Below are 14,885 nucleotides of genomic sequence, written 5' to 3' on the forward strand. Positions count from 1 at the left end.
ACGATAGGTCGCATCAAGAGAGCGTCATATGAATTTTTCAGGAACGTCCATTCAACAACAGGCGGTTGTCATCGGCGGTGGCATCGTCGGCGTCTGCTGTGCTCTCTATCTGCAGCGCGAGGGGCATCAGGTGACCCTCGTGGACCCGGCTGCACCCGGGGACAGCACCGCCAAATGGAGCTGTGGCCAGATAGCGATCAGCGAAGTCATCCCGCTGTCCAAGCCTGGCATCCTTAAAAAAATCCCTGGCTGGCTGATGGATCAGAATGGGCCATTGGCCCTGCGTCCCAGCGCCTTGCCAGGCATTCTGCCCTGGTTCCTGCGTTTTCTGGCCTGTGCTCGTCATTCTCGAATCGTTGAGATCGCCAGCGAGATGGCCACGCTGACCGAACATGTCTATGACGATTACGCGCCGTTGTTGGAGGCCTGCGAAGACAAGGCCCTGCTCGGTCAACGCCCGGTCATCGAGGTGTTTGATTCGGCAGCCGGCGTGACCCATGAACGTCCCCATCTTGAGTTGCGAAAGTCACTGGGTTTCCAGTCCCAAGAATTGGGCGCCGATGACATCGCTGACCTCGAGCCCACCCTGGCCGGAAAATTCAAGCACGGTCTGCTGTTTCCTGACTGGCGTGCCGTGAGCGATACAGAAGGTTTCATTGCCGCATTGACCCAAAGCTTCATTGAGCAGGGGGGCGTGCGTCTGCGCGATCAGGTCAAGCGCATCGATAACGTGGACGATCTGGCCACCGGCGTCACCTTGGCCGACGGTCGGCGTATTGCCGCTCAGCATGTGGTCGTAGCCGCGGGCACCGGTTCGCGGGAGTTTTTCAGCCAATTGGGACTGAACATTCCCTTGGCCGGCATTGCCGGCTACCAGGTGGTGCTGCCGGATTCGGGGGTGGAATTTCGCCATTCGGTGATCTATGCCGATGGCGGTTTCTGTTTCAGCCCCATGACGCGAGGGCTGCAAATTGGCGGCACCATCGAGTTCGCGGCGGCGGGGGCCGAACCCAACTTCAAGCGCGCCGATATCATTCTGGAGAAGGCCCGTCGCGTCCTGCCACAACTGCGTACCGAGAACCTGCAATACGGGGTCGGTTATCGGCCCTTCCTCCCGGACACCAAACCCATCATTGATCGCTCTGAACGGCTGACCAACGTTTACCTGGCGTTCGGGCACGGCCAGCTCGGCCTGACGTTGGGCGCCACCACCGGCCGTCTGATCGCCGACATGGCCGCAGGCAGGCCAACGGCACAAAACCTGAAGCCCTTCAGCGCCAATCGCTTCGCCCTTATTGGAGGACATGCATGAGTACCTACAACCAGCTTTACATCAACGGTCAGTGGGTCACGCCGATCCGCAAGGGGACTTTCCAGACCTTCGACCCCAGCAATGAAGCGCTTATTGCCGAAGTCGCTGCTGCCACCGCCGAAGACATCGACCTGGCTGTCAAGGCCGCCCGGCAGGCCTTCGATTGGGGGCCGTGGGGGCAAACCAGCGGTGCCGAGCGTGCCGTTGTGTTGCGGCGTATCGCCGAGGGGATTCGTGATCGCCAGCAGGCGTTGGCGGAACTGGAAGTACGCGACAATGGCAAGCCGTTACCCGAAGCACTCTGGGATATCGGTGATACCGCCGGTTGTTTCGATTTCTATGCGGACCTGGCCGAAGGCCTCGACGGCCATGCCGAGCAATCGGTGCCGCTCGCCGACGACCGCTTCAGCAGCGTGGCGCGCAAGGAAGCGATTGGCGTAGCCGGGGCGATCATTCCGTGGAACTTCCCGATGCTGATGGCCGCCTGGAAAGTCGCGCCGGCCCTCGCTGCCGGTTGCTGCATGGTGCTGAAACCTTCAGAACTGACGCCGCTCACCGCCTTGGAACTGGCGCGTATCGCCGACCAGGCCGGGCTGCCAGCCGGTGTATTGAACATTGTGCCGGGTTTAGGCCCGGACGCTGGAGCCCCCTTGGCCGAACATCCCGGGATCGACAAGCTGGCCTTCACCGGCAGCGTGCCCACCGGCAGCCGGATCATGCAAGCGGCGGCAAGGGACATCAAGAACATCAGCCTGGAACTGGGCGGCAAATCGCCCTTCATCATCTTCGACGACAGTGATATCGAAGCGGCTGTCGAGTGGATCATGTTTGGCATCTTCTGGAATCAGGGCCAGGTTTGCTCGGCAACCTCGCGCATCCTGGTGCAGCGCGACTTGTATGAGCCGCTGCTGCACCGTCTCAAGTCCGAAGCGGCGAAGATCACCATCGGTAATGGCTTGCGTGAAGGCGTATTGCTTGGCCCGCTGGTGAGCAAGGGGCAGTATGACAAGGTCCGCGAAGCCATTTCCCGCGGCAAGGAGGAGGGCGCGCGCCTGGTCTACGGTGGCGACCGGCCGGCTGGGTTCGACAAGGGTTTCTACCTGCGGCCGACCATCTTTGCTGACGTGGCTGAGGACAGCTGGATCTGGACCGAGGAAATATTCGGCCCGGTGGTGTGCTTGCGACCGTTCGACGATGAGCAAGAGGCCCTACGTTCGGCCAATGACTCGCGCTTCGGCCTGGCTGGCGCGGTGATGTCAAAGGATCTGGAGCGTGCTGAGCGGGTCGCCCGTAAGCTGCGTGCCGGTATCGTTTGGATCAACTGTTCGCAACCGACCTTCACCGAGGCGCCCTGGGGCGGCTACAAGCAGAGCGGCATCGGTCGCGAACTGGGGGAGTGGGGGTTGAACAACTATCTGGAAACCAAGCAGATCACCCGCTTCGACAGCGATCAGCCCTGGGGCTGGTACATCAAGTAAGGAGGCCGTTATGCGCTGGAAAAAAACACTGCAACTGGTGGATGTCCACTGCGAAGGCGAAATCGGCAAGGTCATTACCGGCGGGGTAGTGGGCATTCCCGGGGAAACCATGCTGGACAAGATGAACTACATCAACGAGGTGGACGACAGTTTGCGTCGCCTGGTGGTGCTGGAACCGCGTGGTTGCCTGCAGATGTCGGTCAACCTGCTGCTGCCTCCCACCCGACCTGAGGCCCATGCCGGTTTCATTGTGTTGCAGGCCGACAAGGCCCACCCCATGTCCGGCAGCAACTGCATCTGTGTGGTCACCGCGCTGCTGGAGCTGGGCATGGTGCCCATGCAAGCGCCGGAAACCACCGTCGTGCTCGATACTCCCGCGGGGCTGGTCACGGCAAGGGCTCGTTGTGAAGACGGTCGTTGCCTGAGTGTTTCCCTGGACATGGTCCCGGCCTTTGTCGAGCATCTGGACGTGACGATCGAAACCGAGGCCTTCGGCCCTATCAAGGCCGATATTGCTTTTGGCGGTGTCTATTACGCGCTGATCGATGTCGATCAGGTCGGCTTGAGCATCGCCCCGGAAAATGCCCGTGAACTGGCCAATGCCGGTGTGGCGCTCAAGGCGATCATCAACCGCCAGGTCAGCGTCCGTCATCCGTTATTCGATACCGTTAACGACGTCGCCTACGTGATGTTCCGCAATCGTCTGGACGCCAGCACGTACCAGACCTGCACCACCTTGCCGCCCGGGCGGGTGGATCGCTCGCCCTGCGGCACCGGCAGCTCGGCCAACCTCGCCACTCTGGCCGCACGAGGGCTGGTAGCCGTCGGTGATCAACTGACCTCACGCTCGACCATCAATGGCGAATTTCAGGTGCAACTGTTGGGGCTTACCGAGGTGGCGGGACGGCCGGCGGTGCTGCCACGAATAACCGGGCGGGCCTGGATATATGGCATTCAGCAACTGGGTGTCGACCCGGATGACCCACTGGCAGCGGGTTTCATGCTCAGCGATACCTGGGGACCGGCGTTCCCCGATAAGTGAGGCCTGACGATAAAAATAACGAGATCAATGTTATGGGCGTTGTAACGATCACACCAAAAACGGTTGATAAAGTACGGCGCCATGGCGGCCGTCATGTGTATGAAGAGTTGCGCAAGCAGATCTTGACGCTGCAGCTCAAGCCAGGTTCGCAACTCGACGAAGTTTCCTTGGCGACACACTTCGGAGTATCCCGCTCGCCCGTTCGTGATGCATTGGCACGCCTGATCAGCGAAGGTTTGGTAACGATCCTGCCGAACCGTACGACCTTGGTCACCCCCTTTGAGATCGAGGAGTTTCCCAAGTACATCGCGGCCCTCGACCTGACCCAGCGTGCAGTGACCCGCCTGGCAGCGCTCAATCGCAGCGAGGCGGACCTGGCACGCATTCGTAAAGCCAACGACATCTATGTGCGAGCACTGGCGCAAGGCAGCTTTCAGGAAATGTCCGAAACCAATAAAGCCTTTCATCTGGAAATCGCCAAGGCGGGTCGCAATCATTACTTGACCCGTTACTACGAAGGACTGTTAGGTGAAGGCCAGCGCCTGTTGCACCTGCACTTCGACTTCATTGTCAGCTCGCAGACCTTGACCAGCCCGGATCATGATCACGACCGGATCATCGAAGCTATTGCCTCGGGCCATGCGGATGCCGCAGAAGCCGCCTCGCAGGAGCACACATTGCTGTTTCGCGATCGTTTTCTGGATTACATGCGCCAAAACCTGACTAAGAATATCTCGATTCTTTGACGCGACCGGCATTGGGAAAGCGATCGGGTCCGGAAGATAACCCCGACGATTCCCGTTGCTACTGGGGGAGGATTCGATAGGCAGTGCCGAGCCGGCTGCGTTACTCTTGCCAGTCTAATGACCTGCCATTTGATTGCGCGGGGCAGTATGCAGAGAGAGCTGATGAGTAGTGATAATGCAGTGCCGGAAAGCAACGGTCGTCGACATGGTGGGCGATACATCTATGATGAGTTGCGAAAGCAGATCCTGACGCTCAAGCTCAAGCCGGGCGCGCCTTTGGACGAAGTTTCCCTGGCAACGCAGTTTGGTCTGTCTCGCTCCCCTGTTCGAGATGCCTTGGCTCGCCTGGTTAGCGAAGGGTTGGTAACCATTCTCCCGAACCGCACCACGCTGGTGACACCGTTCGAGATCGAGGAGTTTCCCAACTATGTCTCGGCGCTGGATTTGATCCAGCGTGCAGTTTCCCGTCTGGCTGCGATACAGCGCACCGACGAAGATCTGCTGCAAATCCGCGCCACAGAGGACGCCTATATGGCGGCCATCGCCAAAGGCGACTTTCAATCCATGACAGAACTGAACAAAGCGCTGCACATGGACATTGCACGAGCCGCCAAGAACCCCTATCTCTCTGACTACTACGAAAAGCTGCTGGGGAAGGCCAACGCCTGCTCCACCTGCAGTTCGATTACATTGTCCGCTCAGCCAGCACCAGCAGGCTCGGCCGTGACCACGAGGAGATAGTGGAGGCGATTGCCGCGAGAGACGCCGACGCGGCGGAGCAGGCGGCTCATGAACATACAATGCTGTTTCAGCGTAGGTTTTTGGATTTCATGCAGCAGAATCTCATCGCAAATGTGTCTGTCGGCTAGGGGAACGATGGCCTCGCGCTTTTCGTGAATACGAAAGGCGCCAAGAGCTGGCACTTTCGCTTTTATGGGGCCGGCAAGCATCTCCGTATTGCTTTCGTTCCCCATGGCGCTCCCCTCAAACCAATCTATACGTCCAGATGAATGGAAGCCAGGTAGTGAAGGGTTATCTAAGATATGCGTCAGGACCCGAAGTCGCTAGAACGACCGGCCGAGGTGTTTGTGACCCGTAAGCCGCCTTCGCCTCGCCTGCTGAAGGAAGCGGCTATGCTGGTCCAGGCCCGCAAAGCAGTCCTGGAGAGTGGTGACTGGTTGACCGCCGCAGACATCGCGCAGGTGGCCCAATTGAGTACCCGCAATCCGAGTGCTCAGCCCAACAAGTGGAAAAAGCAAGGACAGATCTTTGCCATTAGTCACGGTGGGGTCGACTATTTCCCGGGTTACGGCTTGAACCCGGACGCGGGCTATCGGCCGTCCAAAGCAATGGCCAAAGTCATTGAAGCCTTCGCTGGCCATAAGGACGGCTGGGGTATGGCTTACTGGTTCCGCTCAGATAACAGTTTTCTGGGCGGCAAAAGGCCCCAGGACCTGTTGGCATCGGTGCCTGATCGGGTGATTGCTGCCGCACTGGATGAGATCCAGGGCATTGTCCATGGCTAAGCAGCGTACCGAGTCCAGTGAGGGTAGGGCGACGCCTCCCACGGATTGGGCGGCGTCCGTTACCCCAGTGCCTGCGGCTACGTTGCACGTCACTTTCACCATGATCGCCAAGGGCGACGTGCTCCACCGCGTGCATCAGGAAAAATATCAGCCAGATCAATTCAATCCCGGTGTGCACGGCAACGCCCGCTTCAGCCCGATCCAGGATGATCAGGGGCGGGCGATTCCCACCTTGTATGGCGGCACGACGGTTGAGTGCGCCTTGATGGAGACCGTCTTTCACGACGTTCCCCACACGGCTGGCTTCAAGAGCTTCGACAAAGGCAAGCTGACTGGACAGGTGCATTCTGCCGTCCAGGTTAGCCAACCACTGCACCTGGTTGATTTGTCCAGCGTGCCCCTGCGTAAGTTGGGCGTCACACGCAAACAACTGATCGACACTGAGAAAGATCAATATCCTGCGACGCGCAAATGGGCAGAGGCAATCCATCGTCAGTGTCCAGACGCCCAAGGGCTGTCTTGGATATCGCGACAAGATGATTCGGCACTCTTCGGTGACCGGATTCCTGATGGTGCGCTCCACCCACGGGGGGCGTCACGCAGCTTGACTGGCGACTCGACTGTGTTCGACACGGTGCTCAATCTGGCAGAGCGGATTGGGGTCGTTATCATCGCGGGGAAAAACTGAGCCAAAATGACCGAACAGTGGCCCCTGGAATCAGCTCTCTGAGGCTGGAATTGCCATAAACACATGTAAAAGCGCTCACTAGGAATTCGGCAGATTCCAGCGACAGCTTTGAAATGTAGAGCAGGCCTGTGTAGAGGTCTTGGTGTGATGACTGCTTTGAGTCGTTAGATGCGGTTCGCCGCTGACCGCTTTCGACCCAAAGGGGGCGGTCGCGGCCAAGAATGTTTGGTCATCAACAAATAAATCTGAGAATCATCTGGCCGGTTATCGGTCTCGCCGCTGTCCGCCAAAGGCATTCAATGGGCGCTTTGGCCGCAGTTGGGTATGCATTATCTGCATCCATATTCTGCGGCATAAGCGCTCACGACCGAGGCGGGCATTGGCTTACCTGGCAGCTTCAAGGCAGATGACCACACCTTCGTCAGCGGCAACGCGACCCTGGCAGATGTCAGGGTAAATCTCAGCCAGGCCGTCCAGCCCCTGCACTGTTCTGACCTTTAGCCATTGCCGACTCCAACTGGCCGAGGCCCTTAGAAACTGCTGGCTGCGCTCGGCAAAAACCTGCGGGCCCCAGTCCTTCATGCGTTGTTGAACGTGGCCAGGCGCAAAGAAGAATTCACTGCGCTCCGAGCTGATGCCGGACTCGCTCTGGCTTTCATCCCAATGGGTCAGGCCCACGTTGATACAGTAAGCCAGGTTGTCGCCCAGATAATCATTCAGCGCCTTCAGCAATGCACCGTTGCCCGACATGTCAACAATGACGCTGGCAATACGGTTGTTGAGGGTGCCGAGCTGAGCGTAGTCGAGCACGTCGTCGTAGATGTCCAGCCGCTTCACCAGTGGCAGGTTGCGGGTGGAGGTGAGGGCGATGGTGGCAGGTGCCTCCTCGTCCTGCGCCAGCGCGTAGGCCAGGCCGGCGCTGGTTTTGCTTGACGCGCAGAGGATGATGATCTGCTTGGCACCATACCAGCCTTTGGCCTTGAGCGCGTCCCATAGGCAGAAGGAGGTAATGTGCAGCGGCCAGAGCAACATGCGCTCGGATTCGGTAGCCGGGTCGTAATGGGGGTCGTGCAGAACCCGGTTGTAGCTGTTGTAACCCGGCGGCAGTTTGGCGCGGTGGGCGCTGCCATCGATCAATCGGGTGTTGGATACCTGGGTTGGCTGCATGATCAACTGGGTGGCCGGAGGAAAGTAGCCGAACAGGCGCTCACCGACCGGTACCTGCACACAATGGGACTCAATCACATCGGCGAAACCCCAAACCGGTATCACGCCCCAGCCCTGGCTTTGCTCGCTGACTGGCGGGAAGAATTGCCAGTAACCCAGCTTGTCGCCAGTGGCGGCATAGGTGATGTTGTTGGCGGTGAAGGAGAAGCTGTCGACCGCCAGGCGAACCTGGCCGTCCGCCAACTGGCTTTGCTCTTCTGCTGCACTGAGGGTGACCAGCCGTTGGTTCAGAAAGTCATCTTTGCGGATCTGGAACTGCTGCATGTTATGGCCTGCCGTATTTGTTGGCTGCTAATTGATCTCTGCAAGAAAGCGCTGGATCTTCATCATCGCGGGCGCTGAGTTGTCGCGCATGCGCGCGAGAATCGCCTGTTTTTCCGCGTCTTCCTTGCTGGCGCTGCGTACCAGCTTGGCCGTCATGTCGAGACGGTTGGCCAGCAGCCAGCTACGCAGGTCTTCGTTTTGCGACCATTGATGCTGGTTCAGCATCAGCGCCGCCATCATGCGAATCCAGTCGGTATCGTGATTGGGTAGCGGAACTACTGAGCAGATGCGGTTTTTTTCTGCCTCATCGCTGTAGCTAGCTTCCACATGGGCAATAAAGGCCGCACTAAACACCGGCTGGTAGGAGCGTACCGTCTGCGGGGTAATGAGGTTGCCCTGGAAGACCTTCTTGATGGCCAGATTGGTAATGGCACTGGCTGAGCAATCTATGTGCAGGTTGTTGGCTGAAGTCGGAATGCTGCCCCGCTCGAGCACGATCTGATCAGTTTGCAGATGGGTCACCCGGCCCTTGCGTACCACGTTCTTGATGCGGCGCAGCTCCTGCAGCTCGAGTTGGCTGATGGTTGCTCCATGGAACATCTGCGGCTTTATCTGCTGGTCGACTCTCAGCAGCACACCAGCCTGTTCGAGCCGCTGGAACAGATCATCTACCGAGTCTGCTTGGGCGATGGCTTCAAACTGCGCGGCGATCGAGCCTATGGTGGTGTGGAAGAACTCTTCGGCTGGCTGGGTGTTGCGCCGATCAAGCAGCCAGGCATCGCGCGAGACTAACCAGCAGATGCGATCCGGGTCGACCTGATGTTCCAGCAACCACAGACAGGCATCGATGCCGGTTTTACCTCCGCCGATTACCACATAACTGTCCGCCGGCTGCCTCACCCTGGGCAGATCGTTGAGCGGCATGAACTGCACGCCGGCATCGATCTGGAAGCTGGGCGTATGGGTAGCCGGCACACTGGTTTTCAGGTAGGTGGCGTCTACTGTCTTGCGCGTATTGGCGCGGAAACGCTGAGCGGTCAGGCTGTGCTCGAACAGCCCTTCGCCTAGGTAGGTACACATGGGAAAGTACTGCACGCGACCAGTGGGCAAGAATTGGTGGCGCATTACCTCGTCAAAGTAGGCCAGTACTTCGGCGCCGGAGGCGAGGTCACTCAGGCCCTTGTTGAGACCCACTTCGTCCTTGCGACCCTTGCTCAGCTCGCGGGAGCTGACACCGTAAGAGGCAGAAGGCTGGTGCAGGGTGACAAAGGGATAAGCCAGGTTCCAGTGACCGCCGGGCTGACCGTACTGATCGACGATGATAATGCTGGCAGCAGACTCGCTCAGCAAGGTATCGGCGAAGGCCATGCCCACGGCGCCGCTGCCGACTATCAGGTAATCCGCTTCAAGTTGTTGTTCGCTCACGGTTTGTACCCCTGTTTTCGACTTCAGTGGCTGAAAGAAAAACAACCATAACATCGTTATGGTTGGTCGAGGGTATAACACTGTTATGAAGAGTCAAGTACAATCGCGGGATGAATGATTCAAAACGCAAGATTCTCAAAGCTGCCTCGATGTTATTCCTTGAGGGCGGTACCGCTGCGCTCAGCGTGCGCGCCATTGCCGCGCGTGCTGGCGTGTCCACTATCGGCATCTACAGCCACTTTCAGGGTAAGCAGGGCATTCTGGATGCGCTTTACATCGAAGCGTTCAACGCCGTGATCGAGGCACTGGCGGTCGATGATCTGGCCACCGACGCGCGCGAAAGAGTGTTGCTGGCATCGCGTCGCTACCTGCAGACGGCCGAAGAGTACGAACCGCATTACGGCTTGATCTTCGGCAAGTTGGATGACAGTTATCAGCCCTCGGACCAGGCGCGCTCATTGGCTGCCTCCGGCTTTACGCGTTTGAGCGAGGTAGTTGGTGGCTTACTTGCGGCGGATGCTCCTGCCAGCGCCAAACGTGATGCGGCGTTGCAGATATGGGCCTTGATACACGGCTTTGTGGGGTTAAAGAACCATGCGGTAGTGGAACTGGTCGATATGCGCGGCTGGGAGGAGCGCGCCATGGAGGCGGTGGTCATTCTGGTAGACGGCATTCTTCGTCAGGTACAACACCCAGACGGTACAACCTCGCTGCGCTGAGTGTGGGTGCGTCTGACCGGAAAGGATTTATTTATGGACGAACCGGCTGCTTTTGGCCGTTTTCTGCCTGTCGTGGGTGAGGATCAACGCCTGGTAGCGCTGGCGTGCTTGATTGCCGAACTGCGCCTGGGAGAGTCTGAGGATGTCGACAATGTCGGCGCGCGCCGCGTTGAAAATCCGATACTGCGACGTGCTCAGTGTTTCTCGCGCGCGGGGAGGGTGGCCTCCAGGTTCAAGCCCTCGAGGTAGTGCTCCAGATCCCCTTCGTTCACCTGAGTAAAACACCCGCGCTCAAGGTCCATGATGCCGATCGAGGTCGCCTGACGCAGGGCCTCAATTTTGGCGGCGTCTTCGGCGACACGCTGTTCCAATAGGCGCACACCTTCTCGCATCACTTCGCTGGCATTTTGATAACGGCCGGACTGCACCAGGTCATGGATAACCTGTTCTTGGTGGGGGGTGAGCACAACGTTTCGCGTCGCCATAATTAGCTCCAGCTCTGGGCAAACAGGTTCTTTTGATCATTGGCATTATGCCATTTTGCCCGGAGTACATAGCGTGAGAGCTGTATCTGACGAACCGCGTCGTATCGCGTGGCGCCGCGTTCGGTGCTGCCCGCGTCGGCATTGTGGCGCTGCTATCGTTGTTTCTTTTATACGGGCAAATTACTACCCGATGACTGACAAACTTCAAATAGCTCCCGTCATTGACAAAAGGGGGGATAACGCATAGTTGGTGATGGTGATGCATTGTCTGCCTTTCCACTTTAATGCCCCTGACCAGACGAATTTCCCCTTAAGCTGCTCGTGAGCGAAGTACACATGATTTTCTCTATGAAAACGGATGCTTTGACCGCCCGAATAGCGCAAGCCCAACTCTTCGATGCGACGTTCGAACTGGTGTCTTCGGCGCTCGTCCTGCTCGATGGCCAGGGCCGGATGCTAAAGGTCAATGACGCTTTTACCGAGCTGTTCGGCTACAGCCTGCCGGAATTGCTCGGTGCACCGTTTTCAGAGCTGCTCGATCGTCCTGATGACTTGAGCCAAAAGCCCCAGGACGGGCAATTCTTGCTTGTCCATCGCCCAAGCGAGCTGGTTGAACGGCGTTTTCGGCACAAGGATGGCAGCCTGTTGCGCGGGCAAAGCAAGACGGTCGCGGTCGGGACGTTGTCGCTGTGTGAGATCGTTCCGATTGAAGTCCCGGTGGATGAGGGGCTGGGGCAGCACCAGTGGTTGCAACGGATCGTTGAAACCGCGCCAGGTATCATAGGCACCTTTCGCTTGAACAGTGACGGTACTGCCTCTGTGCCCTGGGTCTCGTCCTGTTATGAAGAATACTATGGCGTGACTGCGGAAGATGTGAAGCGGGACGCCAATGTTCTGTTCGAGCGGCTTCACCCCGAGGACGTTGGCCGGGTCCGGGATTCGATTGCCGAGTCGGCGCGTACGTTAAATGATTGGCAATGCGAATACCGGGTATGCCATCCAAAAAAGGGTGAGATCTGGCTGGAGGGTCGCTCCAAACCGACACGGGAGGCTGATGGTGCGGTTCTCTGGGTGGGTTTCCTGCACGACATCAGCGAGCGCAAGCGCATGGAGCAGGCCTTGCTTCAGAGCACGGCTCGTTACCAGGAGGTTTTCGATAACTCATCGGATTGCCTGTATCTGTTGGAGGTAACCGGTAATCGACAGTTTCGATACATAGCGGTCAATGCATCTTTCGAACGAACCTCGGGGCTCGACCGGCAACAGTTGATAGGCCGCTGTCTCGGCGATGTCATTCCTCACGCCGGACAAAAGGTTATGGCCGCAATCAAGGATTGCCTGGCCTGCGGCCATATCATAGAACGGGAAAGTGAACTTGAATTGCCTGCCGGCCTCATTGCCCTGCACACGACTTTCATTCCAGTACGGGACGAGCAGGGTGTCGTCTATCGCATCGTTGGCATCAGTCGCGACGTCAGCGAGCGCAGACGAATGGAGAGCCGCCTGCTGACGAGTGAGCAGCAATTTCGAGCATTGGCAGAGAACTCGCTCAGCCTGATTATTCGCTATGACCTGAACGGCCGCCGAACCTATGTCAATCCAGCCTTTGAGCGCGAGACCGGAATTCCCGCCGCCCGGGCGTTAAATACGCCGCTTGAGGCCGGATGGAGCGCAAATCTGCCGGTAGCTGAGTACCAGAACTTGCTACGTCAGGTGATCGATACTGGCGAGCCGGTGGAGACAGTTCTGGAGTGGCCCTGCGCGCGAACCGGAAAAAGGGTGGTGCACGCTGTTCAACTGATTGCCGAGCGCGGAGTGGGCGGTGAGGTTGTCAGTGTATTGGCCAAAGGGCATAACATCACCGCGCTCAAGCGCCACGAGCGCCTGGAAGAGGCCAGGCTATGTCTTTTCGAGCAGTTGGCGAAGGGGGCTCCGTTACCGGAAGTTCTGGCGCTGGTGACCCGTTTTATCGAGCAGGGGCGGGCCGATTTTATCGCTTGCGTCATGTTGGCGGACGACGATGGTCGGCATTTGATTCCGGGCTCGGTTTCACACCTGCCGCACCCATGCGTGCAAGCCCTCGGCCGAGTCAGGATCGGCGAGGAGATCGGTTTATGCGGCACGGCCGCTTGGCGTGGGTCAGCGGTGATCATTGAAGATCTGCTCGCGGACGCCTGCCGTAGCGCCTTGCGCGAACAACTGATAGAGGCCGGGTTTCGCGCGTGTTGGTCAAGACCTATCCAGGATTCGCGAGGGAAGCTCCTTGGGACGTTCTGTGTTTATTTGCGTCAACCGGGGCGGCCTTCGGAGGACGCTCTCAAACTGATCCATCAAGCCAGCCATCTGGCAGCCATTGCCATCGAGCGCAAACGTGCCGAGACGTTGCTGCTTGATAGCAAAAAGCGCTATCGGGACATTTTTGATAATTCTCTGGACTCCCTGTTTCTTCTGGATGTCAGCGAAGATGGACAGTTTCGCTATGTTGAGGTCAACCCGGCTTTTGAGCGTCGTATCGGTATGGGGCGTGGGCAACTGTTGGGCCGGACCCTGGAGCAAACGCTCGCGCCCTTTGCCGTGGCGATTGCCATCGAACGGTGTCGGCATTGCGTGCGTAACGGTGTCCCGTTTGATAAAGAGGATGAGTTCGATCTGCCCAGCGGGCACCTCGCCTTTCATACGACGCTGATCCCCGTGCGAGGTGCCGATGGACAAACCCGGCGAATCGTCGGTATCGCACGCGACATCACCGAGCGCAAACACGCGGAACGTGTCGTGCATGCGCGGGAGCAAGAGTTTCGTGCGCTGGTGGAGAACTCTCCGGATGTCATCGCTCGTTTCGACCCGCAAGGGCGTTTTCTATACGCCAACCCGGCGGCGCAAAGGGTGCTCAAACAAACGCTGAGCGAACTGCTTGGCAAGACCTTCAGTGACGCATTACCGAATTCGCCAACAGCACAGTCTTTTCAAGACAAGCTAGAGCTGATCATCCAGACCGGCGACGTTCTCGACGAGGAGTTCACTTACGAGACACCGCTCTCACAAAATGAGCAGATCATCTGCCATCAGGTTCGCACCGTCATTGAATATGACCGACGTGGACGGCTACTCAGCATTCTCGCCGTCGGTCGCGATATCAGCGCCATGCGCGCCGCTGAGCGGCGCCTGGAGGAGTCCAATGGTCAACTGCGCCAGTTATCGAGCTATCGCGAAGCCACGCGGGAAGAGGAGCGAAAACGCATCGCCCGGGAAATCCACGATGAGCTGGGTCAACAACTCACTGCGCTGCGCATGGGGATTTCCATGCTACGCCTGCAATTTGGTCAGGATCATCCCGCGCTGGTGGAACGGGTCCAGGCACTGATGGCGCGGACCGACCAGACAATCGAGGTCGTGCGCAACGTCGCCACCAGCCTGCGTCCTGCCGCATTGAACATGGGCTTGATTCCAGCGCTCGAATGGCTGGTGTCCGAATTTTTGCAGTGCACCGGTATAGCCTGTCGATTGCATGTGCCAACAACTAGACTGAAACTCGACGATGAACGCGCCACCGCAGCTTTTCGGGTTATTCAGGAGTCGCTGACCAACGTTACCCGTCATTCACGGGCCAGCCTGGTGGTGATCCACCTCGAGAGTGGAGACGACTACGTCTTGATAGAGGTGTGCGACAACGGCCGGGGGTTCGACCCGATGTCATTGCCCAAAGGCACGCTCGGCCTGCTTGGCATGCGAGAGCGCGGGGTGATGCTCGGCGGCAAAGTCACCATCGACAGCCATCCCGGCCAAGGTGTGCGGGTTCGCGTGCATATTCCCCTGCACGCCGACTCCTGACGGAGCACGGGCTTTACCCACACGGCCGACGGCCGCGTGGGTGATCTGATTCGGGTAGGGGCCGCCCTACCGACACCACCAAAATGCCTATTTAAAATCAGCCTTCACCGATAGGTGATACCTCGCGCGATCCGCACAATGCGCC

13 protein-coding genes and 1 pseudogene are annotated in these 14,885 nt (G+C 58.4%); 10 read left to right on the forward strand and 4 right to left on the reverse strand.

Annotation, left to right across the window (positions count from 1 at the left end; all coding sequences use genetic code 11):
- Positions 1 to 28: 28 nt before the first annotated feature.
- The 8 genes from PCOSP_RS11945 to PCOSP_RS11980 all read left to right on the forward strand — a co-directional run bounded on the left by PCOSP_RS11945 (position 29) and on the right by PCOSP_RS11980 (position 6,792).
- Positions 29 to 1,312 carry an NAD(P)/FAD-dependent oxidoreductase gene (locus tag PCOSP_RS11945; RefSeq protein WP_464711383.1) on the forward strand — a complete coding sequence of 428 codons (1,284 nt, stop codon included), beginning with the start codon at positions 29 to 31 and terminating at the stop codon, positions 1,310 to 1,312.
- Positions 1,309 to 2,790 (forward strand): aldehyde dehydrogenase family protein, encoded by a 1,482-nt coding sequence (locus PCOSP_RS11950; RefSeq protein WP_464711384.1) that lies wholly within the window; start codon positions 1,309 to 1,311, stop codon positions 2,788 to 2,790. Before PCOSP_RS11945 ends, PCOSP_RS11950 begins: the two co-directional genes overlap by 4 nt.
- 10 nt (positions 2,791 to 2,800) lie before the next feature.
- Complete coding sequence (locus PCOSP_RS11955) at positions 2,801 to 3,832, forward strand: proline racemase family protein (protein ID WP_464711386.1); 1,032 nt, start codon at positions 2,801 to 2,803, stop codon at positions 3,830 to 3,832.
- 32 nt (positions 3,833 to 3,864) lie between these two features.
- Complete coding sequence (locus PCOSP_RS11960; RefSeq protein WP_464711388.1) at positions 3,865 to 4,578, forward strand: GntR family transcriptional regulator; 714 nt, start codon at positions 3,865 to 3,867, stop codon at positions 4,576 to 4,578.
- A 162-nt stretch (positions 4,579 to 4,740) separates the two neighbouring features.
- Positions 4,741 to 5,319 carry a GntR family transcriptional regulator gene (locus PCOSP_RS11965; protein ID WP_464711390.1) on the forward strand — a complete coding sequence of 193 codons (579 nt, stop codon included), beginning with the start codon at positions 4,741 to 4,743 and terminating at the stop codon, positions 5,317 to 5,319.
- Positions 5,268 to 5,447, forward strand: coding sequence for an FCD domain-containing protein (locus PCOSP_RS11970; protein WP_464711920.1), 180 nt, complete (start codon positions 5,268 to 5,270; stop codon positions 5,445 to 5,447). Before PCOSP_RS11965 ends, PCOSP_RS11970 begins: the two co-directional genes overlap by 52 nt.
- A gap of 174 nt (positions 5,448 to 5,621) precedes the next feature.
- Entirely contained in the window at positions 5,622 to 6,104 is a 483-nt protein-coding gene (locus PCOSP_RS11975; RefSeq protein ID WP_464711391.1) for a hypothetical protein, read from the forward strand.
- Between the two features lie 82 nt (positions 6,105 to 6,186).
- Positions 6,187 to 6,792, forward strand: coding sequence for an RES family NAD+ phosphorylase (locus PCOSP_RS11980; RefSeq protein WP_464711393.1), 606 nt, complete (start codon positions 6,187 to 6,189; stop codon positions 6,790 to 6,792).
- Between the two features lie 384 nt (positions 6,793 to 7,176).
- Here the strand turns inward: PCOSP_RS11980 and PCOSP_RS11985 are convergent, their stop codons facing one another.
- Together PCOSP_RS11985 and PCOSP_RS11990 are read right to left on the reverse strand one after the other, a co-directional pair.
- Positions 7,177 to 8,283, reverse strand: coding sequence for a DUF2855 family protein (locus tag PCOSP_RS11985; RefSeq protein ID WP_464711395.1), 1,107 nt, complete (start codon positions 8,281 to 8,283; stop codon positions 7,177 to 7,179).
- Between the two features lie 27 nt (positions 8,284 to 8,310).
- Positions 8,311 to 9,708, reverse strand: a complete 1,398-nt coding sequence (locus tag PCOSP_RS11990) for an NAD(P)/FAD-dependent oxidoreductase (RefSeq protein ID WP_434702708.1) — start codon at positions 9,706 to 9,708, stop codon at positions 8,311 to 8,313.
- 110 nt (positions 9,709 to 9,818) lie between these two features.
- Here PCOSP_RS11990 and PCOSP_RS11995 point away from each other — a divergent pair, with 110 nt between their 5' ends.
- Positions 9,819 to 10,427 carry a TetR/AcrR family transcriptional regulator gene (locus PCOSP_RS11995; RefSeq protein WP_464711396.1) on the forward strand — a complete coding sequence of 203 codons (609 nt, stop codon included), beginning with the start codon at positions 9,819 to 9,821 and terminating at the stop codon, positions 10,425 to 10,427.
- A 78-nt stretch (positions 10,428 to 10,505) separates the two neighbouring features.
- On the opposite strand, the pseudogene PCOSP_RS12000 reads toward PCOSP_RS11995, so the two are convergent.
- Positions 10,506 to 10,625: pseudogene (locus PCOSP_RS12000) on the reverse strand (type II toxin-antitoxin system RelE/ParE family toxin); the annotation flags it as partial.
- Positions 10,622 to 10,912: a type II toxin-antitoxin system ParD family antitoxin gene (locus PCOSP_RS12005; protein ID WP_464711398.1), complete on the reverse strand. Its 291-nt coding sequence runs from the start codon at positions 10,910 to 10,912 to the stop codon at positions 10,622 to 10,624. The gene PCOSP_RS12005 and the pseudogene PCOSP_RS12000, both read right to left, overlap by 4 nt.
- Before the next feature lie 348 nt (positions 10,913 to 11,260).
- Between PCOSP_RS12005 and PCOSP_RS12010 the strand changes: the two genes are divergently transcribed.
- Positions 11,261 to 14,740 (forward strand): PAS domain S-box protein, encoded by a 3,480-nt coding sequence (locus PCOSP_RS12010; RefSeq protein WP_464711399.1) that lies wholly within the window; start codon positions 11,261 to 11,263, stop codon positions 14,738 to 14,740.
- Positions 14,741 to 14,885 lie beyond the last annotated feature (145 nt).

The sequence above is a fragment of the Pseudomonas sp. MAFF 730105 genome (genome assembly GCF_055380705.1).

Excerpts from the sequence above, each read along its gene's own strand:
- PCOSP_RS11945 (WP_464711383.1), top strand. The coding sequence starts at position 29 with ATGAATTTTTCAGGAACGTCCATTCAACAACAGGCGGTTGTCATCGGC.
- PCOSP_RS11950 (WP_464711384.1), top strand. The coding sequence starts at position 1,309 with ATGAGTACCTACAACCAGCTTTACATCAACGGTCAGTGGGTCACGCCG.
- PCOSP_RS11955 (WP_464711386.1), top strand. The coding sequence starts at position 2,801 with ATGCGCTGGAAAAAAACACTGCAACTGGTGGATGTCCACTGCGAAGGC.
- PCOSP_RS11960 (WP_464711388.1), top strand. The coding sequence starts at position 3,865 with ATGGGCGTTGTAACGATCACACCAAAAACGGTTGATAAAGTACGGCGC.
- PCOSP_RS11965 (WP_464711390.1), top strand. The coding sequence starts at position 4,741 with ATGAGTAGTGATAATGCAGTGCCGGAAAGCAACGGTCGTCGACATGGT.
- PCOSP_RS11975 (WP_464711391.1), top strand. The coding sequence starts at position 5,622 with ATGCGTCAGGACCCGAAGTCGCTAGAACGACCGGCCGAGGTGTTTGTG.
- PCOSP_RS11985 (WP_464711395.1), bottom strand. The coding sequence starts at position 8,283 with ATGCAGCAGTTCCAGATCCGCAAAGATGACTTTCTGAACCAACGGCTG.
- PCOSP_RS11995 (WP_464711396.1), top strand. The coding sequence starts at position 9,819 with ATGAATGATTCAAAACGCAAGATTCTCAAAGCTGCCTCGATGTTATTC.
- PCOSP_RS12005 (WP_464711398.1), bottom strand. The coding sequence starts at position 10,912 with ATGGCGACGCGAAACGTTGTGCTCACCCCCCACCAAGAACAGGTTATC.
- PCOSP_RS12010 (WP_464711399.1), top strand. The coding sequence starts at position 11,261 with ATGAAAACGGATGCTTTGACCGCCCGAATAGCGCAAGCCCAACTCTTC.